The sequence below is a fragment of the Grimontia sp. NTOU-MAR1 genome (assembly GCF_035758505.1).
GTDB lineage: Bacteria > Pseudomonadota > Gammaproteobacteria > Enterobacterales > Vibrionaceae > Enterovibrio > Enterovibrio marinus.
The window spans coordinates 25,520-49,821 of record NZ_CP142108.1 but is presented as its reverse complement, the minus strand read 5'-3'; the positions used below and the strand labels follow the sequence as shown (position 1 = coordinate 49,821).

At 49.0% G+C, this 24,302-nt stretch carries 13 protein-coding genes; 3 read left to right on the top strand and 10 right to left on the bottom strand.

Annotated elements, in window-relative coordinates:
- Positions 1 to 21: 21 nt before the first annotated feature.
- Positions 22 to 759 carry a glycerophosphoryl diester phosphodiesterase gene (locus VP504_RS00300; RefSeq protein WP_325892389.1) on the bottom strand — a complete coding sequence of 246 codons (738 nt, stop codon included), beginning with the start codon at positions 757 to 759 and terminating at the stop codon, positions 22 to 24.
- 149 nt (positions 760 to 908) lie between these two features.
- On the bottom strand, positions 909 to 10,145 hold the full coding sequence (locus VP504_RS00295) for a retention module-containing protein (RefSeq protein ID WP_325892388.1): 9,237 nt from the start codon (positions 10,143 to 10,145) through the stop codon (positions 909 to 911).
- Between the two features lie 387 nt (positions 10,146 to 10,532).
- Between VP504_RS00295 and VP504_RS00290 the strand changes: the two genes are divergently transcribed.
- Positions 10,533 to 11,702: a Card1-like endonuclease domain-containing protein gene (locus VP504_RS00290; protein ID WP_325892387.1), complete on the top strand. Its 1,170-nt coding sequence runs from the start codon at positions 10,533 to 10,535 to the stop codon at positions 11,700 to 11,702.
- An 82-nt stretch (positions 11,703 to 11,784) separates the two neighbouring features.
- Here the strand turns inward: VP504_RS00290 and udp are convergent, their stop codons facing one another.
- The 7 genes from udp to VP504_RS00255 form a co-directional block, all read right to left on the bottom strand.
- Positions 11,785 to 12,552 (bottom strand): uridine phosphorylase, encoded by a 768-nt coding sequence (gene udp / locus VP504_RS00285; RefSeq protein ID WP_325892385.1) that lies wholly within the window; start codon positions 12,550 to 12,552, stop codon positions 11,785 to 11,787.
- Between the two features lie 183 nt (positions 12,553 to 12,735).
- Positions 12,736 to 15,138, bottom strand: coding sequence for a zinc/cadmium/mercury/lead-transporting ATPase (locus tag VP504_RS00280; protein ID WP_325892383.1), 2,403 nt, complete (start codon positions 15,136 to 15,138; stop codon positions 12,736 to 12,738).
- A 79-nt stretch (positions 15,139 to 15,217) separates the two neighbouring features.
- Positions 15,218 to 15,691 carry a response regulator gene (locus VP504_RS00275; protein WP_325892382.1) on the bottom strand — a complete coding sequence of 158 codons (474 nt, stop codon included), beginning with the start codon at positions 15,689 to 15,691 and terminating at the stop codon, positions 15,218 to 15,220.
- Positions 15,692 to 15,708: 17 nt separating this feature from the next.
- Positions 15,709 to 17,124 (bottom strand): SLC13 family permease, encoded by a 1,416-nt coding sequence (locus VP504_RS00270; RefSeq protein WP_325892380.1) that lies wholly within the window; start codon positions 17,122 to 17,124, stop codon positions 15,709 to 15,711.
- A 375-nt stretch (positions 17,125 to 17,499) separates the two neighbouring features.
- On the bottom strand, positions 17,500 to 18,975 hold the full coding sequence (locus tag VP504_RS00265; protein ID WP_325892379.1) for an MATE family efflux transporter: 1,476 nt from the start codon (positions 18,973 to 18,975) through the stop codon (positions 17,500 to 17,502).
- Between the two features lie 121 nt (positions 18,976 to 19,096).
- A complete protein-coding gene (locus tag VP504_RS00260; RefSeq protein WP_062713181.1) occupies positions 19,097 to 19,516 on the bottom strand; it encodes a CBS domain-containing protein in 420 nt (139 codons plus the stop codon).
- 212 nt (positions 19,517 to 19,728) lie between these two features.
- Positions 19,729 to 21,042, bottom strand: a complete 1,314-nt coding sequence (locus tag VP504_RS00255; RefSeq protein ID WP_325892377.1) for a DUF945 family protein — start codon at positions 21,040 to 21,042, stop codon at positions 19,729 to 19,731.
- 190 nt (positions 21,043 to 21,232) lie between these two features.
- Here VP504_RS00255 and VP504_RS00250 point away from each other — a divergent pair, with 190 nt between their 5' ends.
- Positions 21,233 to 23,185: an ATP-binding protein gene (locus VP504_RS00250; RefSeq protein ID WP_325892376.1), complete on the top strand. Its 1,953-nt coding sequence runs from the start codon at positions 21,233 to 21,235 to the stop codon at positions 23,183 to 23,185.
- A 273-nt stretch (positions 23,186 to 23,458) separates the two neighbouring features.
- Entirely contained in the window at positions 23,459 to 24,016 is a 558-nt protein-coding gene (locus tag VP504_RS00245) for an outer membrane beta-barrel protein (protein WP_325892375.1), read from the top strand.
- Between the two features lie 40 nt (positions 24,017 to 24,056).
- On the opposite strand, the gene VP504_RS00240 is transcribed toward VP504_RS00245, so the two are convergent.
- Positions 24,057 to 24,296, bottom strand: a complete 240-nt coding sequence (locus tag VP504_RS00240) for a hypothetical protein (RefSeq protein ID WP_325892374.1) — start codon at positions 24,294 to 24,296, stop codon at positions 24,057 to 24,059.
- Positions 24,297 to 24,302 lie beyond the last annotated feature (6 nt).

The window sequence follows — 24,302 nt, the reverse complement described above, 5'->3', positions numbered from 1 at the left end:
CCTATCACTAGGTGTGGGGTTTTAGCCGTTGCGGTATCGCGACGGGAATTGGTGGCCGATGTCGGTGAATACACCGTCGACGCCCCAGTTAAAGAGCTGATTGGCACGCATCAGGCTGTTCACTGTGTACACGTTCACTTCTAAGCCAAAGTCTTTGAATTCTTGGACTTTATCCTTCGTCAGCCCTTCATCTGAAACATGAATAGTGTCGGATTGACATGCCTGCATGATGGCGAGCCAATCACCCGGCATCTCCGTATCGAACAGGCAAGCAACTGGCACCTCTGGACAACGGCGTTTGAATTCAGCCAATACCAGTGGGTTGAAGCAGGAAATGAGCACGTTTGCTTCTTTGTTGAGGTTTTTCATACCTTCAATCACGCCGCTGATGAGCTTCTCGGTGTTTTCCCAGCTGTTGGTGCAAGCTTTGATTTCAATATTAGCGTTGAGCTTGAGTATGTTCATCAGTGTGATGAACTGGTCAAAGGTTGGCAGCTTCTCACCGATAAACTCATCGCCAAACCAGCTTCCGGCGTCAATGTCTTCCAGATCTTCGCGGGTGAAATCGTAAAGACTGCCTGAATGATCTGTGCAGCGGTCGAGGGTATCGTCATGGCAAAGCACAATGGTGCCATCGGCGAGGATATCGACGTCGCACTCGACCCATTTCAAGCCGTGCTCCGCGCAAAGTGAAAAAGCAGCCAGTGTGTTTTCAGGGGCTATGGCTGACATCCCCCTGTGGGCGTAAAGAGTTTTCATTGTTGTTTTCTTTAGTTATTGAATGACTCGGTCAATAGAACCTAAAACTTACATCAAGTTCCAGCTTTCCGACATAAAAAAGCACCGCTTATTGCAGTGCTTTTTGTATTTGCTTCAATAATTAAACGCTGTTGTCTCGGTTAATGCGCTTAATCGAGCTTGAGCGTTTGAAGTTGAACCAGCTCCGACAGGATTTGCGTGGTGGTTGCACCATCTGCAAGGCCAAGATCGCTAAGGCCGACAGAATCCAACGAAATATCCTGCGATTCCATACCGCCAGCAGTTTGCGAGATATGGAGTGTCAGGCTGCCATCAGTACCAGCTTCCGGACGGATGTAGTCCAGCAGTTGCTCGATGGTTGATGAGCTATCGACAGCATCTGGCAGCAGCGCTGAGATATCCAGCTTGTCGCCTGTGGTTTCTGTACCGACATCGAAGTCAGTAATGGTGTCCACTGTCAGCGTCGCCACGTCGATATCTGATTCTGCCCAGGTGTAGGTGTCATCCCCCGCACCACCTGTCATGGTATCGTTTCCTGCGCCACCGGAAAGCATGTCGCTGCCTTCCCCGCCAACAAGAATATCTGCGCCATCACCGCCGCTCAAGATGTCTTCACCTAAGCCGCCAACCAGAATGTCGTCACCCAAGCCGCCTGTGACGGTGTCATCACCATCCCCTGCGTAAATACGCTCGCCATCGTCATCTGCGGTAAGGGTTTCATCCGCTTCGGTGCCGAATTGGGTGGTGGTTGGGTCAAGCACCACTAATTGGCCTGCCATCATCATGGATTCGAGGATTTCATCTTGTGTGAGTCCTGTTGCGTCCATACCCAAGAGATCATTGAGAGTGACACCTTCCACAATGATATTCTGGATTGGCTGGCTGGTATCGTCGAGAACCTGAATGCGAGTATTACCATCTACGGTCTGGATATCCAGTCGGTTTGCCAAATCCGTAAAGGTGACGATACCTGTAGCATCGAATGCATCAGAGATGTCGATAACATCAATACCTGATTGGAAATCTTTGATGGTATCTGTCGCTACGGCAGCTGCGGTGCCGAAGTCGCCTGATTGCCATTTGAAGGTATCTTTGACGCCGTCTCCAGTGCCGCCGATTTGGCCGCCCCACATTTCATCGTTGCCTGCGCCGCCAACAAGAATGTCTTCACCAAGGCCACCGACCACAATGTCATCACCTGCACCGCCATGAACTTCAGTGTTGGAAACGCCATCAACCACCAGGTTATCCGCATTGCTGTCAGCAGGAGTGGTATTCAGTTCACCTGTGGTTGCGGTGTCCACCACATTGGTGCTGATGGTCAACGTGGCTTGTTGTGGATCGCTATCACCGACGTCAGACAACGCAGTCACCGTGATATCACCTAGAGGCTGAGCACTGAAGCGAATGTTGAGGTCGCTCAGAGTCAGGGTTTCCAACTCTGTTTGGTTGAAGGTCCAGGTACCGTCACCGTTATTGGTGCCAACTGGTGTGCCGGACGCATCCACGATTTCTGCCGCTGTACCCATACCGCTGAAGGTAAGGCTGAACTCGTTGTCAATTGGGTCAACAAGCGAAGTCATTAAGCCGAGCAGTGGAACCAGCGCACCTGTTGCTGCGCGCATAGATGCCAATTGTGGCGCTGCAGTGAGTTCCGGTAAATCGGATTTCGGTGCAACCACAATGGCAACGGTATCTGTATCGAATTTCTTGCCGCCAGTACCCTGCTCACCCACTGAGTTGTTGAGATCAGACGTTTTCATGGTCAGGGTGTCGTCACCTGAAGTATTTTCACCCGCGAATCGGTATTCCACGCCTGCACCCAGAAGTGCGTTGATAATATCAATGTTCCCCTCGAGTACCAGTTTGTTGGTGCCATCACCTGTGACCGTAACACCTGTGGTGTCACCCGTCAGAGTTAGTATGTTGCCTGCACCTACCACGAGTTCAACATTGATATTGCCCGTACCTTCGCGAACATCGACGTCTTCTACCTTGAGGTCAGTGATTGTCAGCACGGTGTCTTCTTCCGCGGCGTAGCTGTCAGACAGGATGTTGACTGGCTCGTCATTCACCGCGCTGACATTAACGGTTATTTGCTTATTCACAACATCGACTGAGACCGCATCGTTATCGACTGTCTGAATCGCCAGATCCAGTGTGAAGCTGCCATTGGCATTCTGTGGGGGTACAAAGGATAAATCGTTCAGTTCTGTAGCTGCCACTGCGATGACCACATTGCCGCCGTCAGAAGTTTCTGGTGTCACTGTGCCTGTGACGCCATCAGGCAGAACGAGCTGACCGCCTTCCGGCACGCCAGTGACCGTAATGAGCAAGGTTTCCGGTGCGTTTTCATCAACGCCTGCGCCGCCTATTACGCTATCGCGGTCATCTTTGGCGCTGATTTCGATATCCAGATCGACTTCCGTGTCTTCCTCGGTGGAAGCAGAGTCCGTAATAAACACATTCGCGCCATCGCCCACTGGGTCAATAGTCATTGAAATATCCTGACTTTGCCCTACCACAAAATTGGCACCGGCTTCTTTGGTGTAGACAGTCATCGAAAGGTCAACATCACCACTGAAGTCGTCCGGAGCAATGATTTTTAGTTCGGACAAGGAGGACGAATCGGCGATGTTGCTTCCCGCAATTATCCATACACCGCCCCCTGCATTGTTGGCTGGAGACGAAAGAGTGAAACCCTCTGGCACATTGGAGATCGAGATGGATGAAAGCGTCTCCGAACCATCCAGATCGTTAAAAGATGCGCCCAGATCCGCCAGCGAAATACCATCAGACTGATCTTCAGTGCCCTCGATTTCAACCACCTCGCCTTCTACCACTTGAGTGCCATCTTTCGTGAAGGTGACTTCATCATTCACAGGCGTTACTTCAAACGACAGCGTGGTGTTGACATCGCGGCTGTCTGTGCCTGTGGTAGCAGTGTCTGTGATAGTCAATTGCGCGGCAATTTCTACGACGCCACTGAAATCTTCTGCTGGTTTGAAGCTGATATCGCTCAACTCCGCACCTGTCAATGTAATAGAGGTCGTTTCTGTACCGTCATCCCGCACAAACACTCCTGAAGAGGCCGGTACGGTCAGCACAGCGGCACTAACTTTCTCTTCACCATTGGCGCTATCGGTGTCAGCTAAAGAAGCTGACAGATTCAGCGAAATCAAACCGTCTTCCAGCGCCTGTCCCGGATAAGACCCTTCGGTGTCTCCCGGCTCAAGTGGCTGCGGCGGAACTTGATCATTCAAACCTGAGGTACCGTTCACACTGAGTGTGAACTCAAGAACGCTGGCGCTGTCGCTTGGCTGCTCTGCACCCACTGGCGGCGGTACGTCCGCCAGCGGTTTCACGTTGAGTTGTACGGAAACATCGGTGGTTTCTGTATCGCCACTTTGGGTATCGACACTTACGAAAGTGAGTGGAATATTGAGTTCGCCAGCGAAATCGGTCGGCGCAGTGATAGAGAGGCCAGAGAGATCGATGCCGCTCGGATATGGCGCACCTCCCTCTTGTCTTCCCGGTACTTCAAACACGTAAGTGTCATTATCAATGTGGTACTGCGCACCAGAAATCACGGCGCCTGCTGGCACATCAGCGCCATTGATGACAACAGTGATTTGGTCAAATTCCACATCATCAGAAGTCCCTGTTGGGTAGGAAATCGCATTTCCCAGTGCTTCCAATGAGATTGGGTTATCTTCGTCACCTTCAATAACAACTGGGCTAGTAGGCGCGACAATCTGGTGAGCCGGCTCAAAATCAGTGTTGTTGTTTGTGTAGTTCAGCGTGATCACTGAAGTTGATATCGGCCTCATTGCACTCGCATCACCCTCACCCGCATCACCCGCATCTTGCACCATGGCGGTGATGGTAAAGGTCGTTTGGCCTGAGCTGTTTGGTGGGGCAATGATACTGAAGTTGTTTGGATCACTGATTATCCAACCGTCCTCTCCATCAGCGATACCATTTTCCACATAGAAGCCTTCAGCAAGATCCGTGATAACGATGCGTATAACGGATTCATTACTGGAATCATCTGGGTGGACGAAGTTTAAGCCATCAGTCAGATCAATTCGGCCATCGCTATCCGTCGTGATTTCTGTGACTGGCGATGTGCCTTGCAGCAATTGTAGCTCGACGCCTTCGGTTTCCACAGTGGCGATAACATTGACATTCACGACACCCGTTACGGTTTTCTCTGCCTGACTTCCGCCTTCGAAGTCATCCTGACGGACAGTAACTTCGGTAGTGAGTGTCAGATCCACATCACTGTGTTCTGCACGTTTAACCTGCAGTTGGTAACCATCGGCAATTTGTGCTTCAGTCAGGGTGATTTCACCACCAACCGGTGTCAGGGTGATCACGTCACTGCCTTTCACCAACTGCACGCTATCGGTGCCTGCAAAGCCTGAAATCGTCGCTCCCACTACTTCCTCTACCACACCCAGTGCAGTAGAGTCCGGCGCATCTTCAATGGTGAGGTCTGGTTGCCAAACGATGTTAATCCATTGATCTTCGAGCCCTGATGATTCGTTGTTGGTGTAGGTAGCAGCCGCATCAATCACGGGCGGATCGATTTTCACTTCAATCACTCTATCTACCGATTTGGCATCGCCATCGTTTTCCGTAGCAATCAGGCGGGTGTTGATTTGAATATCTTCTGTCGAGTGTGGGGGTAGCTTGACGTAGACGTCTTGCTCTTTAATGACTGCTAAATCAATGGTATACCTTGGGACCGACATGTCCGCATCATTGGTTTCCCAACCCGCGAAGGCCAATTCCATTTCCGTCAGTGAGCCATCATCATTCTTGATCACAAAGCTGGCGCCCTCTGGCGGGTCTATGATGATCAGTGAGAGGCTTTCGGAGGCATCTGTTGGTGCTTCCGCTTTCTCTCCTGAAACCACATTGAAGTCGATAGCGACGAGGCCATCACCGTTAACACCGTCTTCAGGTACCGTCGTCGACACATTACCCGTGGTGTCATCCACTTGCCATTGGCCTGCTCCCGTACCTGGGTTTTCAACACTGAACTCCGGTGTATCAGCGACACCAGTAATAATCACATCCAGCGACGTTGCTGAGATTATTCGCTCATCATTTCCAGTGTTCGTTGCACTGTCCACCACGATACCTTCTACCTTAATGGTGAAGTTTTCGTTGCTGTGAACCGGTGGGATAATTTCCAGTTTATCGATATCATCCACTGACACTCGGCTTGTATCTGTCAGCGTGGTGATGGTGCCGCCCTCATTTAACTGAAGCACTGCACCGGCTGGCAAATCGAAGATACGAACAAACAGTGTTTCAGAACCATCATCATCCGTGCCGGTGAGAGAAATCTTGCCAGCCAGCGAAATAGCGCCGCCTTCAGCAATCTCCGGCGTCGGATTACCCGCATCTTCGTTGCCAAATACGCGTTGCACCGTCAAACGGGCGTCATCTGCCTTAGGTTCGACTCGCAGAATAAGAGATGTTTCTGTTGAGGCTTCTTCGACACTATGAGGCGAAGACTCAGTGGATATGGCTTTCACCGTCAGAGTGATATCACCACTGAAATCCGCGTCTGGCACAAAACGCACCTCACCAAGACGGGATGGGTCTGTCAATACGTAGGAACCATTGCTACCCGTGAGAGCACTACCACCACCCAGCAGTTCCCCCATATCCGGCGTCAGAGTGAATTCATAACTCAAGGTTTCAGAGCCGTCAGTATCTTGCAGCGCACCTTTAAACAGGTCTTCAAGCGTAAAGTCGTTCACACCAAAGCGTTGGTGATCTTCATCAACTTCATACACGCCGTCTGCCGCCTCACCAATCAGGCTGAGTGTCGGCACATCGGCCACACCTTGCACGGTAATTTCCATTGGGGTTGCTGATTTAACCGGCGTATGGCTGTTTACGTCTAACTCAACATCAAACTGGATGATGTCGCTGCCGTCGTAGGAAGAGTAGTCCGGATCCGGCACAAAGGTGACACCGGAGAGGTTGAAGATGATTGGCTCGTCTGTGCTTGCTGCTTCGAACATGTCAGAATTCAAAACGATATTTCCATCTGCATCTGCCACGATCTCGACACCGTTGAAGTAGAAGGTGCCGCCAATGTCGCCTGCCTCGTCACGGGTGGTGAGCGTGACTTCACCGTTCAACACCAAGCGACCGCCTTCTTCCAACGTTTCTCCCAAATCATTGTCGCCAATGTTTAGCTGCATGTTGATTGGAACACCCGCCGAACCGTTGACACCGGTTGATTCGGTATTGGTGTCTTTCTGGCCTTGGTCCTCTGTTCCAGTGATAACACCGGATGTACCAGGTGCAATTGTCAAAGTTGGTGTTTGGTCAATCAGGCCGAGCGTAATTTGCCCGGTAGCAGTGTCGCCGTCAAAGTCTCTCACTTCATATTGGAAAACTTGATCTTCTAGGTCCCGAGGGTTTGCCAAGCCCGGATCCATTGTGAACACAATGTTCCCAATCGGCTCACTCCCAGGGTCGATTTTTACTGTACCAAGCTTAACGCCAGTCGACGAAAAGATATCAACCGTCGTCGCTGTCGTCGGCGAAATGTCGTCAATCCATTTGGTACCATCATAAATACGAGTGATAAAGGTGGAGGCATCTGCACCCGACAAATCGTCAATACCCGGTACTGAGGTTGAGTTAGTTAACGAAAACACATCAACCGTCGCAGTCAGCGCACCGGTTTCGTCGTTATCAAGGTCTAATGAAAGATTTCCTTGAGTACGCGGAACATCGTCGGTCACAATGATTGGTATATTAATCAGCCCTGTTTCGTCGCCATCAGCATCAACCGCAAATCCTTTCAGGTTGAATGTTATCTCATTTTGTCCATCGCCTTCCGGGTGTACAACTGCCGACAGCAAAGTAAATTCAAAGCGACCATCTTGGTAAATATCGATTGAGAAAACCTTACGCTCGTTGCCTGCCCCATCGTCGGCAACACCAATGTAAGTCATTGGCTCAGAAGCACTGTCGGGGTCTTTTTTTAAGAAGACTGGTTTTCCATTTTCACTGCTACCACTACCAGGACTGCTAAAAACCGCCCGGACAGGTGAGCCATCACTGAATGTTACATAGTCAGACTTAAGCCCATACCCTGTTATTTCATCGCCGCTGGACTTGTCAGCTTTTAGGGATAAATCTTGCCCACCATCATCTTTTGTATCGATATTTAACGTACCACTCGCCTTTGACCCTTGATGCGCACTATCTCCGTCATCAATACCACTCTCATCCACTCGAACAGCTTCGGCTGTACTCAGCGTATAAATAGCCGAATCATCATCATTAACAACAAAATTGATCACACGTGGGGCTTCTTTATTAGGGTCTGTCGGGTCGACCAACAAATCGCCATCTGTGTCTGCAACTTGGACAGGCACTTTGATCATGATTTGTTCACCATCTGCGGTGACTTTACCTTCAGTATTTTCTGTCGCGGGATCCTTAGGATGGATAAGAGGTTGGTACTGGGTGATCTTGGAATCCAGTTCAATGCCAAGACCATCGGCACCTTGCTTGGCAGCGATCTCAATGGCTAATACTGAGACACCATTGATGCTGGCGGTGATAACGTGGGTCGGATTACCGTTGGCATCGGTCGTGGTCGTCACCATGACACTGTCTACATTGTCACCGTCATTGTTCTTTAGCTCTTCAAGCTCAGATTTCAGATCATCGAGTTCCGCTAACGCTACCGTGGTCGGATCGAGACGGTCGGTCGCTGCGTCTATTGTCACTGTGCCCGATTGCGAGTTCGACATTGACGCATCCATCGGGGTGTTTTGCTCTTGTATCGAAATCAGTTCGAGCGGTTTGTCGTCCAATCCTTTGCGATCACCACCCTGTGCCACCTCACCGTCGATCAGCTTAAACGAAACCTCAGATTCTCCACTGATATCACCATCCGCATCAGTCACCGTAAATGGGACGGTGAAGGTGGTACTATTATCGTCTCCGTCACCGTCACTGTCGGCATGTTGGTCAAACGGATGATATTGAGTGACGGAGTATTCAGCAGGCTCTCCCGGCGTTTCAGAAGGTTTGAGCGAAATCTCTAGGACTTTCTCTGGCGTGCCGCCATTATCGGTGTACAGGGTGATTACGCCAGGAACCGAAGTATCAACTACAGTAGGTGAGCCATGGCTGGTAATACCTGCAAACTGAGCTTCTGCTGCTGCCGCGTCAAAGTTCACGCTGACAATGCTGTCACTACCCAAGTCGACACCATCAGTGGTGGAGGCAGTATTGTCTACCCCTGATGCTGCTAGTTCTGTCAGTTCGACAGTCGCTTCACCTCTCGCTGGCGCTGCACCATCATTACTTTCCAGCGTTAGTTGCGCTGGGCTCTGCATTAGGTCACCACCAGTATCTGCCACTTGAAGGGGCAGGTTAATCGATATTCTGTCGCCATCAATATTGACGTAGGTACCGGAACCTGTGGTGTGATCGAGGGGTCCATTCTGCGTCAGCGTGGCATTGATGTTGAGGCTGTTACCACTTTGTGTTGCGACAACCGCCAGTTCAACAACAACTTCTCCGTCGACAGTGCCAGTCAGGGTGAAGGTAGCGGTTCCACTTCCAACCACACTTGTCTGACGGGTAAAGACAACGGCTTCACCATTAGCCGTAATTTGTGCTAGCTCTGCTTCAAAAGCGGCAAGATCTCCGGGTGCGATTTGTAGCGAGCCTGGGAGCAGTGCTTGTGTGCCTGCTTCAATCACAAAACTGGTGGTGTCTGGTGCACCATATGAGCTGCTCCCGAGATTACCTTCGGTGACAGACAGTAATGCACTCTGACCGCCTACGGCATCAATGTTAGGGAGCGGACCTCCGTCATCACCACCGAGAAAGTCTCGGTTATCATTCAACGCACCAAGCGGGCCTGCTGTATCAAAACCAGCTTCGGTCAATGTGGCGGCGTATCCGTAATCAATCACGATAAAACCCGCATTGGCTGAGTCAGCGCCCGCACCTGCTGCCGTTTCTTCAAAGGCTTCTGTCGGGTCAACACCTTCTACGATGAGCTGTTGCAACTGAGCGATATCAATATCGATCGGAATATCTGAATTCAACGCTTCGCCATTGAAAGTCACATTGTGGTTGGCCGAGTGCTGTTCGAATTCGTTATCACTGAGAGGGACTAAACAGGAGGCACATTGACTGTCAAAGACAAAACGCTGGCCTTCGTTGCTAACAACAACCGAGCTGTTTTCATTTGTTAATACGACCTGATTAGCCGCAATTTGCATGCCCGCACGAAGACTGAAAATTCGTGTATCATCACCAACCAAGTAAGCTTGTCCATCCACCTTGTCGACGTTAAAACCGACATCGAACTCATGACCAATCATAATTCTTTCCCAACTTACGTTCGCATTTTTTCATGCGAATCCATGTATTTAACTATCTTGCACGGAGTTTAACTAGCCAGATGAGCAGTGTCCTACATCTACCAAGCTAGTTTCATTACTCGATCAATATTGAGACTCAATGAGACAGAATTTCATGAGATTCCATCTCCTTACTGACACAAATGACACTTTTAAGATTAGGAAATGAGGACTAATCGTGGGAATTTTTATTCTTATTGTCTTATGTGTGCGAAATGCAACCGTACTTTTCATAAGAATGTAGGGGCTAACTACTTGAATATTCCGCTCAATGCCCGGATATTGTATTCAGGAACAACGAAGGATAAGTGCGAGCCAACGTCGTTACTGTGTCCTAATGGAGAATATATGGCCACACATGTCGGTATTATTGACCAAGACCCCGTCCGATTGGTCACTGCCTTGCTGCACCGAAAGTTCAAGGCCGAAAAAGTCATTTTTATTGGTATAGAGTGTCAGCGTCCGCAGTATGAGCAGTTGAATCAGGTTCTTACCCCAAAAGGTTTCGAAACTGAGTTTTTCCTGATCCCTTCAGATATCAATATCCCTCTTATCAAAGGCAAGATTGAAGAGCTTGCGAGCCGTTTGAAAGATGAAGGGCCCGAAGTATTTTTTAATGCCAGTTGTGGGTTGCGTCACCGCCTTTTGACCGCTTACGAAATTTTCCGCACCTACCAGTGGCCGATTTATGTGATTGAGCCTTTTAGCGACGAGCTTTGCTGGCTTTACCCTTATGGCCAGACGCAAGAGCAAGTGGAAGACCACATTAACATCAGTGATTACCTGACCATTTTCGGCGCGCGCTGTGAGCTACCGGATGATGATATTCGCACTGTGTTGGACACGACCATTGAATCCGTCGGCCATAAATGGGCGAGCAATGCTTATGAGTTGGGCCCCGGCTTAGCAACCCTAAACTATCTGGCGACCACCTGTCGTAAAGAACAAAAACTGGATGTTGAGCTAAGCGATAAGCAACAGGGCTATCGCGAGCTAGGCATGCTGATTGATGACCTGACCGATGCAGGCCTATCAACTTACCAAAACGGTGTGCTGACATTTTCAAGTGAAGCTGCCCGTCGATTCGCAAACGGTGAGTGGCTGGAATGGTATGTTCACCATATTGTTGAAGAGATTAGGCGCGAACTGCTGACAATTCAGGATTTGTCTCTGGGCGTGCAGGTTTACCGTCAGATTGGCGAAAAAGAAGTCCGCAACGAACTTGATGTCGCGACTGTGGTGAATAATAAGCTTCACATCATTGAATGTAAGACCAAAGGGATGTCGAGCGATGGCGATGATACTCTGTATAAGCTGGAATCAATTCGCGACCTGCTTGGTGGCCTGCAAGCGCGCGCCATGCTGGTGAGCTTCCGCCCACTTAGACACCATGATATTACCCGTGCGACAGATTTGGGTCTCGCTCTGATTGGCCCTGACCAACTTGGCGATCTCAAAACCCATCTTTATGAGTGGTTCCTTCGCGCTGGCGGTCACGACAAAGGCCTGTTTGACTGATTCCCTGGCATCTGTTGATCCCAAAATAAAAAGCCGACGCATTTTGCGTCGGCTTTCTTTTTGTATTCTACCGAATCAGCGTTTATGCATTCAGCAGTTTACGTGCTGATTCCACAACCACTTTGATAGAACGCGCTTCAGTCGCTGCCATAGTTTCTGCGTTCGGGATCTCTTTCTGAGTACGATTGACGATAACACCCGCCACACAGCCTGCTTTCAGGCCGGAGCTTGCACACATTGTTAGCAGCGTCGCTGATTCCATTTCAAAGTTAAGCACACCCATGGCTTGCCACTCATCCATGGAACCCTGGAATCTGCGTGTAACACGACCACTGAAGGTGTCATAACGTTCCTGACCTGGATAGAAGGTGTCGCTTGATGCAGTCACACCAGTGTGAACCGCTGCACCAGACTCTTCCGCTGCCTGTTTCATAGCCGTGGTCACGTCAAAGTCTGGCACTGCAGGGAATTCCATCGGCGCAAAGTGTAGGCTTGCACCATCAAGGCGAACAGAGCCAGTTGTTACGATGATGTCACCCACATTTATATGCGGCTGAATCGCCCCTGTGGTGCCAACGCGTAGGAAGGTCCGAACACCCAGTTGAGCCAACTCTTCAACGGCAATCGACGTTGAAGGACCGCCAATACCCGTTGAACAAACTACCACCGATTGGCCATCGAGTTTTCCCAGAAACAGAGTGTACTCGCGGTGACTGGCCAAGAACTTTGGTGAATCCATCAGGGCTGCGATTTTCTCCACGCGCGCCGGATCACCCGGGATAATCGCCATGGTTGCACCCTCAAGATCAGATAGGTTAACGCCCAGGTGGAATACGGTTTGCTCGGTCATTATTGGCTCCTAAAACACTGACTATTATCGGTCAATTTATCAAATGTAGAATACGAGCCCCTCTCGGCGGGAGCTGCTCTTTAGGCTCCCACCATACCAATCACAGAGGAATTTAAAGTGATTCAGTTCACTTTTAAAAGACAATAATTTCATTGAATTTCACAAATAAGTGATATTAATCACTTATCTTGCATGTAATGACGCTATTTTTTCATCAGGGTCTTTTTGTGGTTTTTCTTCTATCACTCGGTTTTTAAAACGAAGAAGCCTCAGCGCGTTAAGTGTCACAATAGCCGTAGCCCCGCTGTCAGCTAAGACCGCGACCCAAAGCCCCGTGAAACCGAGCACACTGGTGACAAGAAAAACAGCTTTCAGACCCACAGCCAGCGCTACATTTTGACGTACGTTACGCATCGTGGCACGCGACAAAGCAATCACCGTTGGGATCTGCTCAATACGGTTCTGACTGAGCGCAATGTCGGCAGTTTCCAGCGCCACATCTGTACCGCCACCCATCGCAATACCGATTGTTGCTGATTTCATGGCAGGTGCATCATTAATGCCATCCCCTACCATCGCCACGCGGTGTTTCAACGCAATTTCACGAATCGCATCGACTTTGCCTTCTGGCATCAATCCAGCCCTGAACTCCATGTTCAAGCTTCCAGCCAATCCGGCAGCAGCGTGAGGGTTGTCCCCGGTTAGCATCACAGAGCGTACACCTGCGTTGTTCAGTTCATTCACTGTCGCTTTGGCGGTTGTTCTCAATTCATCGCGCCAAGCCAACGCACCGCTTGCAACACCATCGACAAACACAATCGCAACCGTTTTGCCTTGATCAGCAATTTCTTGTGCAGCTCTTTGTCGCTCTGCGCTTATTTCATACTTTTCATCCAGCTTATCGAGCGCCAAGACTTCCACATGCGCGCCACCCACGTCGCCGGATATGCCTTTACCTGCCGTAGCAAGAACATTGTCTGCCGACAGCTTGGCTAACCCTTTTTCGTTAGCCGCTTCTATAACGGCTTTTGCCAATGGGTGATGAGAGCCTTGCTCCACCGCTGCTGCTTGGGCCAGCAGCACATTTTTGTCGCTTTCCCAGCTAAGTACATTGGTGACAACCGGTTTACCTTCTGTCAGGGTGCCAGTTTTATCAAAAGCTACCCATTCCACTTTACTCAAGGCTTCCAACGCAGCACCGCCTTTGATAAGTGCGCCGTGCCTTGCTGCCGTGGCGAGTCCCGATGTCATCGCGGCAGGTGTGGAAATCACCAAAGCACAAGGACAAGCAATCAACAACAGAGCCAAACCGCGGTAAATCCAGGTATCCCAGCTTTCACCGAACATCATTGGCGGAATGACAACCACCAGCGCAGCGAGCACGATCATCAGTGGTGTATACCAACGGCTGAACCTGTCGATAAAACGTTCTACAGGCGCACGACGTGATTCGGCATCTTCAATCAAATTCAAAATGCGGTCGATGGCGCTCTCGCCTTGTTTTGAGACCACCTCCAGTGAAACCAGACGATCGACGGCCAGTGAACCTGCGAGGACTTTGTCACCTTTTTGTTTTTCAACGGGAATAGATTCACCCGTCAAAGCACTCATATCAAAAGCAGCAATGTCGTTTTTCAGCGTTGCATCTGCAGGCAGTCTTCCACCTGGTGCAATTTCGATGGCATGCCCCGGTTGCAGCGATGACACTGACACCATCTCTTTAGTGCCGTCTTCATGCACTCGCGTCACAGACTCCGGTACCAAAGCCATTAGCGCCTGAATACCCGCTCTCGCTTTGGCGGATGCATAGCCTTCCAGCCGCTCGCCAATCAGGAACAGTACCAATACCATAGCGGCTTCAACCGTTTCGCCAAGATACAGGGCGCCAAACGCTGCAATTGACATCAGGGTCTCAATCGAGAATGGAGAACCGGAGCGGCCAAGAGTAATGGCTTTTTTTACAATCGGCACCAGGCCGAGTACTGTTGCCAGAGTGAACAGGGCTGAACCAGCCTCCGGCAACCACTTCGACAGCAGTGCTGCAAATGCCATCACGGCAATAAGCGAGATTAGCAATCCATCTTTTTTGAAAGTGGCCAACCAACCTGACTCTGTTTCCGTAGATTTGCTTTCTGTCAGGCTGAGTAAGGGGAAACCGGTTTTAGCAGCCTTGGCTTCTATCGTTGTTTTCAGCGCGTCGCTGTCAGCTTGGTTAAGGGAAACGATGAGTTTTTCGGTAGCAAAACGTACTTGTGCGGATTCGACACCACTTATGCCTTTCAGCGCTGTCTCTAGCTTGTTGGCACAGCTTGGGCAATCCATCTTGGTCACGCGCCACTGCAAGCTATTTTCTGGCGGTTTTGGCTCGTCAGAGGTGACTGCTTCTTGAGGTTGGCTGTTGCATGATTTGCTGCTGCAACAGCCTTGGGACGCAGGGTCGTCTGCGTCTCCGTCTGTTATTTCCGTTGTTGAGCAACTCGATTCGCTTAGCGATGTTGACGCACAACAAGTATCCAGCTTAGATTCCGGTTTAGTGTTGTGTTGCACTGGGTTTTGGCATTTCACTGAATGGCATGAATGGCACATAGGTTTATCTCCTTAACCAAAGTTCATATTCAGTGTAAACCTTGGAGCCCACTCCAAGGTCAACCAAAATCTTACTCATTTATTTCAACCTGTCCAATACCACCTGTGTATCAAGTACGTCAGGGAATTCGCGATAATCCAATCCCGCATCAAACACATACTGTGTCACCAGTCTTTTTACCGCACCAAGCAGTGATGCCGCATCCCAAGGCTTTTCGAAGTAACGTTCAATTCTGGCGTTGTTAATGGCGTCAATGGTATCAGCATGTGTAGCCTGCCCCGTTAGCAAGACTTTACGGGTTAAGCGGAAACGGGGATCTAGCGACACTTCGGTTAATAGCTCAACGCCGGTTTTCTCTGGCATGACATGGTCAGAAATGATCAAAGCGACGTGCTCGCCCTCTGCATCCAACTCATCAATCAGTTCAAGCGCTTCATCAGCAGATTCACAGTCTTCAATATGAAATGCGCCTGCCAGAGGAGAGAGGTCTTTCAGCACGGCACTCAGCACTTCACGCTGATCGTCAACGCAAATGATGTTTACTTTTTCCATCTGTTTCCCTCATATCGTTAAAAGAACTCAACCATTCTGAGTATCCAAACCATCACAAAACTGAGCGCAACACCAACCACGCCCAAGATAACGCCCACTTTCGCCATTTGATTGCTATTCACATGACCCGTCGCATGCGCTAATGCATTCGGCGGTGTACTGATTGGCAAAGACATACCCAGTGAAGCCGCAAAAGTCACAACAAGGATCAATGTGGTTTCACCGCCGAGTGGCGAGAGCGAAACCATAGACACACCAAGCGCTGCCATCATTGGCATCAACAAGTTGGCCGTTGCTGTATGGGACATAAAATTGGCCATCAGCAAACAGAGCGCAGCAGCACCAAGGAGTACGATTTCCGGTGCATAGTTTTCAAATGGAATGCTGTTTACCAACAGCGCTGCCAGGCCAGTCTTATCCAATGCAAGGCCTAATGCGAAACCGCCTGACACCAGCCAGAGCACATCCCAGGAAACCTTTTTCAAATCTTCTTTGTTGATGATGCCAGTCATCGAAAAGACAGCAACAGGGATTAATGCCACGGTGTATGAGTTCATGCCATGGCTTGAGCCCATCAGCCACAAGAGCACAGTAGCGGCAAAAGTGACGTAAACCGTGATGGCTTTCGGCGTTTTCAGGAAACGCCCTTTGATAGAAAGCGAGATTTGATTTTCATCGGATGGGAACAGGAAGCAAAGCAACACCCAAGCCAATAGAAGCATCACGATAACAAAGGGCACACCGAATGCCATCCATTCGCCGAATGTGATCAGGTTATCGCCCGTGAGATATTTCAACGCAATGGCGTTTGGCGGCGTGCCGATTGGTGTTCCGATACCGCCAATGTTGGCTGCGACTGGAATAGACAAAGCAAAGGCAATTTTGCCAGGGTCATTTGGCTTAAACACCGCAAGAATTGGCGTCAGGATTGCCAACATCATTGCGGTTGTTGCGGTGTTAGACATAAACATAGAGAAGACCGCGGTGATCATCATCAATCCTGCCATCACCATTTGTGGTGTGTTGCCGAACGGCTTTAAAAACACCCGCGCCAAGTTAATATCCAAACGGTATTTGGTCGCAGCCATGGCAAGGAAGAAGCCGCCCAGAAAAAGCATGATAATCGGGCTCGCGAACGTCGCCATGACGGTATTGTATTGCAGCAAGTCCCCGAACTCTGCAGTGCCCGCGTTGCTGCGGAACCAGATCAGGCCCTTATCAGACAGGAAAAGCAGTTCGAGAACTATCACCACTACTGAAGTGGCATAAATGGGGATAGGCTCCAACACCCAACACAGTGCAGCCAGCAAGAATAGGGCAATCGCGCGCTGCTGCATCACAGTCAGTGTTTCAAATGGAAACGCAGATGCCGGAAGTAGCAGCACCAGCAAGGGGATAAGAATTGGAAGTATGTATTTCGCCTGAATGCGCATAATCGCTTGTAGTCCCTTAAAAGCTAAAACACCCACTTCGAAACTTGCCGAATCCGTGGGCAACCAGGGGCTGTTGACCTTTGGTGGTTGATTCTTGTTCTTGCGAAAAGCGTTTGTGGTGGCTTTCTTCTGCGTTATCAGCTTCTCATGTAGGCAAGCTACACATCGAAGCCTCTGCCTTGAATAAAGCCGCCACAAACTGCTGCAAAAATCATCACCAAAGGTCAACAGCCCCTAAATATTTTGCGCGCAATACCATTCTGAGTTACTGAATTAGATCAATAAAATGCGGCGTATTCTCAATGGTCTGTATTTCGAGTTTTAAAATAAAAATAGGACGCTCAATGGCGTCCTTTTATGAAGTCATCGTTTAGGCTAAGAGCGCGTTGTGTTCTTCGAGGTGTCCTCATCCGATAGCAACTCATCAGCATCTTCAGCCATCACTTCACGACAGCTTGTCAGTCCTGCAGCTGGAACGTTTGGCTCGACAGGGACGATATCTTCTTCTTTATCTTCATGCGCTTCTGCTAACTGATTAATAAGTCGCTTAACCAGGAAGTAACCAGCAATACCAAAGAGTACTGAGCCAACAGCCTGACCAATCAATACCCCTTCCGCACCCGCATAGTGACCACCAACATACACAAATGGAATGGTGCCTAATGTCGCCTTGCCCACGTTGAGCGCAGTAGACCATGTAGGACGGTTAAGGTTATTGAAGGCAGCATTGGAGACAAACAAGGTTCCGTTGAAGATAAAGGTAATCGCGATATAGGTGCAAAATAGTGCCACCATCGAAGCGGCATCGCCATTCAAGCTGAATGCATTAATGATGAACCCCTGTGAGAAGTAAAGAATAATCGCGACACCGACACAGTATGCTGTCACAAATTTCACCGAATCAGTCAGTGTCTGGCGCACGCGGTCAAAACGTAATGCACCATAGTTTTGCCCCAGAATTGGGCCCACGGCGCCGGAGAGCGAGAAAATCAACGCGAAGGAAACAGGCAACAAGCGCCCCATCACTGCATAACCTGCGACGTAGTCCGCACCAAACTTCGCGATCTGTGCAGTGACAATGGCGTTCCCAATTGGTGTCGCAGTATTGGTGATGATTGCAGGACCGGCAATATTGGTGATGGCTTTAAAATGCGTTTTAAGATCTTCAAACGTCGGCATGGTGACTAAATCATGCTTACGATGCACCGCTTGGAACGCCACACCAAACATCACAAATCGAGATATTAAAGACGCAGTTGCTGCGCCTTCCACACCCATTGATAGCGCGAAAATAAATATGGGGTCCAATATGGCATTTGCTGCACCTGCAGCGAGCGTCGCAGCCATGGAACGCTTGGCATCTCCGACACCTCTCAGCGCTGCACCGCCGGCCATCCCCATTGCCATTAACGGCGAGCCAGGAAGCAGGATCCAGAGGAAATCATTCGCTTTCGCTGCCACTTTCCCTTCTGCACCGATAGACGCAAGAATTGGGTCAAGGAAAGCCAGAATAACGCCAACCGTGACAATGCTCACTAGGGCTGCAAATACCATGACGCTGCCTGTGATTTTCCGCGCTTTTTCACGTTGGCCCGCGCCAAGCGCACGACTCACCAGAGCGCCCATGGCAATAGAAGTACCAATAGATACTGAAGTAGAGAAGAAGATGATGGTACCGGCAAAGCCTACGGCGGCGGCAAGTTCGACTTGCCCTAGTAAACTGATGAAGAACATATCAGCCAAGTCGACCAAAAATAGTGCCATCAAGCCCACCGCACCGGATGTCGACATCACGGCGATATGGCGCATGATGGAGCCGTTAACAAACTTGGCTTGGGATTGGCTTGGCATGAGTAGTCCTGTTTCTATGTGGTTAAATACGCCATGTGAAAGCTAACAGACTATAATGCCATGAAAAAAGGTGCCTCAAGGCACCTTCTTTTTGAACAACTCTTTCAATTTTTTCGAACAATTAAACTGGATGGTGGAAACAATCATCAATCTGGGTTGAAATGGCTCTCAAAATGTCGCGACGAGAGATACAACCGACCAGTCGCTCATCTTCATCGATAACCGGATAAACTTTTGGTTTTGCGGGTAACATCTCTTCCGCAAGACGAATGATACTGTCATCAGGAAGAACTGATTTCACATCGCTGTGCATACAATCTGCTACGTTATTACTGTCCTGGCAATAATAACCTGCTTTCAATAGCTTATGTATCAAGTCCTGTTCTGACAGGAATCCAACCACTTTATTTCTCTCATCAACGACTGGCCCACCGGTCTGATTCGCACTGAGCATTTTTTCCAATGCTCTGGACAGCGGCATGGAAGCGCTGAAGGTGACAGGCCTTTTATTCATGTAATCTTTCACTTTAATCGATTCCATGCATCCCCCTTGTTTTTGGATGAGACGTTTTTAGAAAACAGGGATAAATCTCTGTGTTTCTTCCTAACAGTGTTAACCAAGCTGGAAAAATTACTAGCTAAGACAGATGGATTTTTATGCTTTGTCACAAATGAAAGAGGATCTATCCGGAACCAGTAAAGAAAAAGCCGACAAGCAGTGCGTCGGCTTTCAGTAAATCATTGGACTGATAATTACATAAACATCATCATTAGAAGCCCAATTGGAATACGCTCACCGCTGGGCGATACTGCCTGATCACCTTCAATTTGTGCTTCTAGAGTTACACCGTTTTCACCTTCACTGATAAAGCCATACTGCTCGAGATTGCTCAGTGATTCAGATAAGCCAGGTACGCCTTGCACGTATGCAGCAGGCACGTGTATAAACAAGTTACCTTTCAGCTTTGACATCAATGCACCGAAGTTCTGGGTTACGCTGCCGAGACCAGGCTCGACAGTGAGATCTAACTTCGCGTCAACGCGACCTTCTGGTGTATCCACTTCAAATGGCATCAGTTCGAAAGTCATACCGCTTTCCACTAGGCCATCCAAGGAAGTTGCCAGTTGCATCATCTCTTCATCCGTCGGTTCTGCATTTAGGCTTTCCGCTTTTTCAGCCAGCGAAAGCATTGCCGTATAATCCAGATCTTTAAAGTTCACACCAAGTTTGAAGTTATCAAGTACCATGGTTTCTGGCACATCAAGCTTTTGGAAAGAAATAGTATTTTTGCTTGTCATGCGAAGTTCTTCCGTCTTCGCTGTCGTTACATCGCCATTGGTGGCATTCATTTCATTTTGGACATCAAGTCCAAGACTGGTCACTGTCGCGGCCATACCAGTGCCATCTGTCAGGCTGACGGCCTTCGCATTTAAGAGTTGCTGTCCAACCCACATTTCATCGACCATTTTACCCTGACCAGAACCTGTGATTTCGCTAAAAGTGAACTTCTCACCTTCTACGCCCGCAAATTCTACAGAAGGCATTTCCATCTGATAAACCATATTGCCGTCTTTATCAGCAGTACCAGATACGTTTGTCGGAGAACTCGTAATCGTCACTTCTTCGTCCCCGCCATTCATGGCACGAACAGTGAGGTCAAACTGGGTGTCCCCGAATACAGACGTTTCACTCAACAGAGTGACTGGAGATTCACCCGATGACCAAAGCACTTCTGACAGTGTTTTCAGTTCAGGTGTCATTTCAAGTTCAGATATTGCGCTGATGCTAAGGAAGCCGTGAGCAACCTCGCTCAATACAGTGAAAGAGGTTGGCAGACCTTCTGCCTCATAAAACGCTTTGGTTGGGCCTGTTAGTGAGAATTTAGTGACAACATTTGAGGACAGGTAGCCGCGATCATACGAAACATTTTCAACAGCCAGATAAGAGGACTCCACTTTTTCAATCTCGGCTTCATACTGAGATTTAGCAATTTGTCCTGTCGCAAACGGCCACAAAACAGCAATTGCTGCCGCGCCTGCTACTGCTGCATATTTTCCAAATATCATTTTCACTCCAACTGACTAGGGGGTAGTTAACCTTTGGTGTTTGTTTGAATCTGAGTGTAACTCATTGGTTATCATAACCCTATTCGGTGATGAGGTTTTCTTAAAATATGTGTCAGTTTGCAGCGTTCTTCTCAGCTTGAAGACGTTCAACAGGATACACTCACAAAAAATGTCGATTTACGGTAACCGTATGAATTCCAATGTTATTCTTTGTCTTGACGACGATCCTGCCATTTTAGCGCGCATTGAACACGAATTGTCCGATTTAGGCGAAACCTTCGACCTTCTGTGTGCTGACAATGCAGCGTCAGCGAACATGATTTTAGAGCAACTTCATCGCGAAGAGCGCAGAGTTGCCCTTTTCATTTGTGACCACACTCTCGGTGAAGATGAAGGGATTTCCCTTCTTATCAATATTGATAATCATCCCGCTTCCCAGGGTGCCAGAACGGTTCTGCTTAATGACCAGCCCGATCTGGAAAAAATTATGCAGGCAGTCAACGAAGGACGCCTAAACTACTGCCTAACCAAACCTTGGGCAGAGAACGAAATCAAGGAGTTGGCCAAAAAGGAACTGACACTCTATGTTCTGGAATTCAATCCCGACGACCTACTGAGCTACGGCAACACGCTAGATCAACGTAGACTGCTTGATGCACACATCGAGAAGAAACTCGCGACTTATCGTAATGGGTTTATTGAATCCTCACTTGGAGTCTCTGACGAAGAATTATCCAAGCAACTCATAGATGGCATCACCGAATACTTTAACCAGAACAGCGAACACGATGTCAGCCGACTGTACAGTGAAGATCATGTTCTCACTCATGAAGATAAGCCCAATTCGTTCCTCTGGTTTGTCGTGGAAGGTGAAGTGGCACTGCTGAAACGAGATGAAACCGGAGCTTCACACGAAGTTGCAAGGCTTGGTCAAGGTAGCCTGATAGGCGGAATGTCTTTCGTTACCGGAGATGTATCGTTTTCTACAGGTATCACCCTTCACACCACTAAGGTCCTGAAGCTCAACAGAAGTCTTTTTTCTCAGGTCATGCAGGCCCGGAATGATCTGCTCCCGCTGTTTTCCAGTTATCTGCTCCGTCATTTCAACCGCCGCTTGAAGCGCAGTATTACGACAGAAGTAAAACTGCAGCAAACCCTGCAATCGCTTGAGATGGCCCACAAGCAGCTTATCGAAAAAGAAAAGATGGCAATGCTCGGACAACTCGTCGCTGGTGTTGCCCACGAGCTTAACAACCCGGTCTCTGCCATTTTGCGAAACAGTGAAACATTACGCGACAACATTGGCACATTGATTAATGTCGATCTCAATATGCAGGCAAGGGAAAAAGCCAATAAAATCATGGAAGAAGCTTTGCTTTCCCGCCCGATGTCGACATCTGATGCCCGTAAACTGACCAAAGCTCTAGAACCATCGTTGGGGAACCGGAGCCTCGCAAGAAAAGCAGTCAACATGGGATTAGATAAACCTGATGACATCGCTTTCTGGATCAAAGCCTTGGGTGGTGAATTCCAGCAAACGCTTAATCAGTGGGACATGTTCTATCAGGCAGGAAGCTCGCTCCGCTCAACAAATGTCTGTGCAAGGCGTATCGCTGACATGGTGAGAAGCCTGAAAACCTATGCCCGACAGGATGACGAAACCATGCATGAAGTGGACATCCATGAAGGCATTGAAGATACCCTTGTGATGTTTGAGAATCAGCTTAAACGCATCAAATTGGTAAAGGATTACGGTAAATTGCGGCCTATCCGCTGTATGCCTATCGCGCTGCAACAAGTTTGGACCAACCTGATTTCCAATGCACTGGACGCTGTAGGTCAACACGGCGAAGTGGAGGTGAGAACCCGTGAAACCATTTATCGCAGCCGAAAAGCCGTTAAAGTCACAGTGATGGACAACGGTGTTGGCATCCCTGACGCCATCAAAGATAAAGTCTTCGAACTCAATTACACCACAAAACGAGAAGGCCACTTTGGGCTTGGCATCGGGCTTTCAGTTTGTCGCCAAATCGTTGAGCATCATGGTGGTTCAATTGACGTCAGATCTACACCCGACGAATTTACAGCAATGACAGTTACCCTTCCCTATTCCCCCCTTGTTACGCCATACATGGAGGAATGATGAGCAAGTAACTTATTTTACGTGTAAACGATGAACGTGGTGTTCTGAATAGCGTGGTAAGTAAAAATCGCTTGAGCTATTCCGATACCTGAAGCATCACACAAAGTACGCAGGCCCAAATCCCAAGCATTTTGAGTAAAGAGTGGTCAAAAAACCAGCATATCAAGTACAAAATAACGGTTATAGCGCCAGATAACAGTGCTATGCTGTTGTTTAGCAAAAGCGACTTCTATTAGAATACGCACACAATGTTTTCATCACGAGACCCTTTTGATGCGCAAAACCAAGATTGCCGGTATTTTGCTGGCTGCCGCGACTTCTGCTGGCTTCTCTGCTGCAAGTGCTGCTAAAGATACAACCATGAGCAACTTCAGCTACGACTACTTTGAAGCTCGCGTTGGTATCAGCCCAGTCACTTACGGTGTTGGTTTCAGCACTTCGATTCACCCGAATGCGCACATCCGCGCTGAAGTCGACACTGAGTTCGAATCTGATTTCGATACCACTGCAGCGATCGGTTTCCATGCGCCAGTAAACAACTGGGCAGACGTCTATGGTGAGCTGGGTCTTCGCACCATGAAGCAGCGCGGAAAATACAACCACGACACAGAGTTTGGTGTGGAAGTAAACCTGGGTCTTCGTCAGTGGCTAAGCCCACAGCTGGAAGTAGGTGCTGAAATTGGTCACCTTTCTATCTCAGACGATGATGACATTTTCGGCTCTGTGAATGCTCGCTTCCACGCGACTGAGCTGTTCTCTATCGGTTCTCAGCTACGCTTCAATGAAGCTTACGGTGACCAGTTCATATTCACCACCCGCTTCAAGTTCTAAGTCACGAACATTTAAAAGGCCTCTCAACGTAGAGGCCCTTTTACTGGCATTCTACTAAGCTAAAGCCCTTAAGAGATTCTTCAGAGGCAAGGGCTGAAACAGGCTGGTACCCCATGGCCACCGCTAGGTTTTCGTAACGCGAGTTGATGGTGTGAAGCAGAATGTCGCCCGTCTTGCCACCGCATATCTGTGCAAACCCGCCGTCCAGTACCCCACATTTTGAAGAGAATACCTCAACACCGCTGTTATGCAGTTGCAACTCGCTCTCAGAAATACTCATACCCGA

What these genes read in the sequence shown, in the direction of transcription:
- VP504_RS00300 (WP_325892389.1), bottom strand. Translation starts at nt 759, where the DNA reads ATGAAAACTCTTTACGCCCACAGGGGGATGTCAGCCATAGCCCCTGAA.
- VP504_RS00295 (WP_325892388.1), bottom strand. Translation starts at nt 10,145, where the DNA reads ATGATTGGTCATGAGTTCGATGTCGGTTTTAACGTCGACAAGGTGGAT.
- VP504_RS00290 (WP_325892387.1), top strand. Translation starts at nt 10,533, where the DNA reads ATGGCCACACATGTCGGTATTATTGACCAAGACCCCGTCCGATTGGTC.
- udp (WP_325892385.1), bottom strand. Translation starts at nt 12,552, where the DNA reads ATGACCGAGCAAACCGTATTCCACCTGGGCGTTAACCTATCTGATCTT.
- VP504_RS00280 (WP_325892383.1), bottom strand. Translation starts at nt 15,138, where the DNA reads ATGTGCCATTCATGCCATTCAGTGAAATGCCAAAACCCAGTGCAACAC.
- VP504_RS00275 (WP_325892382.1), bottom strand. Translation starts at nt 15,691, where the DNA reads ATGGAAAAAGTAAACATCATTTGCGTTGACGATCAGCGTGAAGTGCTG.
- VP504_RS00270 (WP_325892380.1), bottom strand. Translation starts at nt 17,124, where the DNA reads ATGCGCATTCAGGCGAAATACATACTTCCAATTCTTATCCCCTTGCTG.
- VP504_RS00265 (WP_325892379.1), bottom strand. Translation starts at nt 18,975, where the DNA reads ATGCCAAGCCAATCCCAAGCCAAGTTTGTTAACGGCTCCATCATGCGC.
- VP504_RS00260 (WP_062713181.1), bottom strand. Translation starts at nt 19,516, where the DNA reads ATGGAATCGATTAAAGTGAAAGATTACATGAATAAAAGGCCTGTCACC.
- VP504_RS00255 (WP_325892377.1), bottom strand. Translation starts at nt 21,042, where the DNA reads ATGATATTTGGAAAATATGCAGCAGTAGCAGGCGCGGCAGCAATTGCT.
- VP504_RS00250 (WP_325892376.1), top strand. Translation starts at nt 21,233, where the DNA reads ATGAATTCCAATGTTATTCTTTGTCTTGACGACGATCCTGCCATTTTA.
- VP504_RS00245 (WP_325892375.1), top strand. Translation starts at nt 23,459, where the DNA reads ATGCGCAAAACCAAGATTGCCGGTATTTTGCTGGCTGCCGCGACTTCT.
- VP504_RS00240 (WP_325892374.1), bottom strand. Translation starts at nt 24,296, where the DNA reads ATGAGTATTTCTGAGAGCGAGTTGCAACTGCATAACAGCGGTGTTGAG.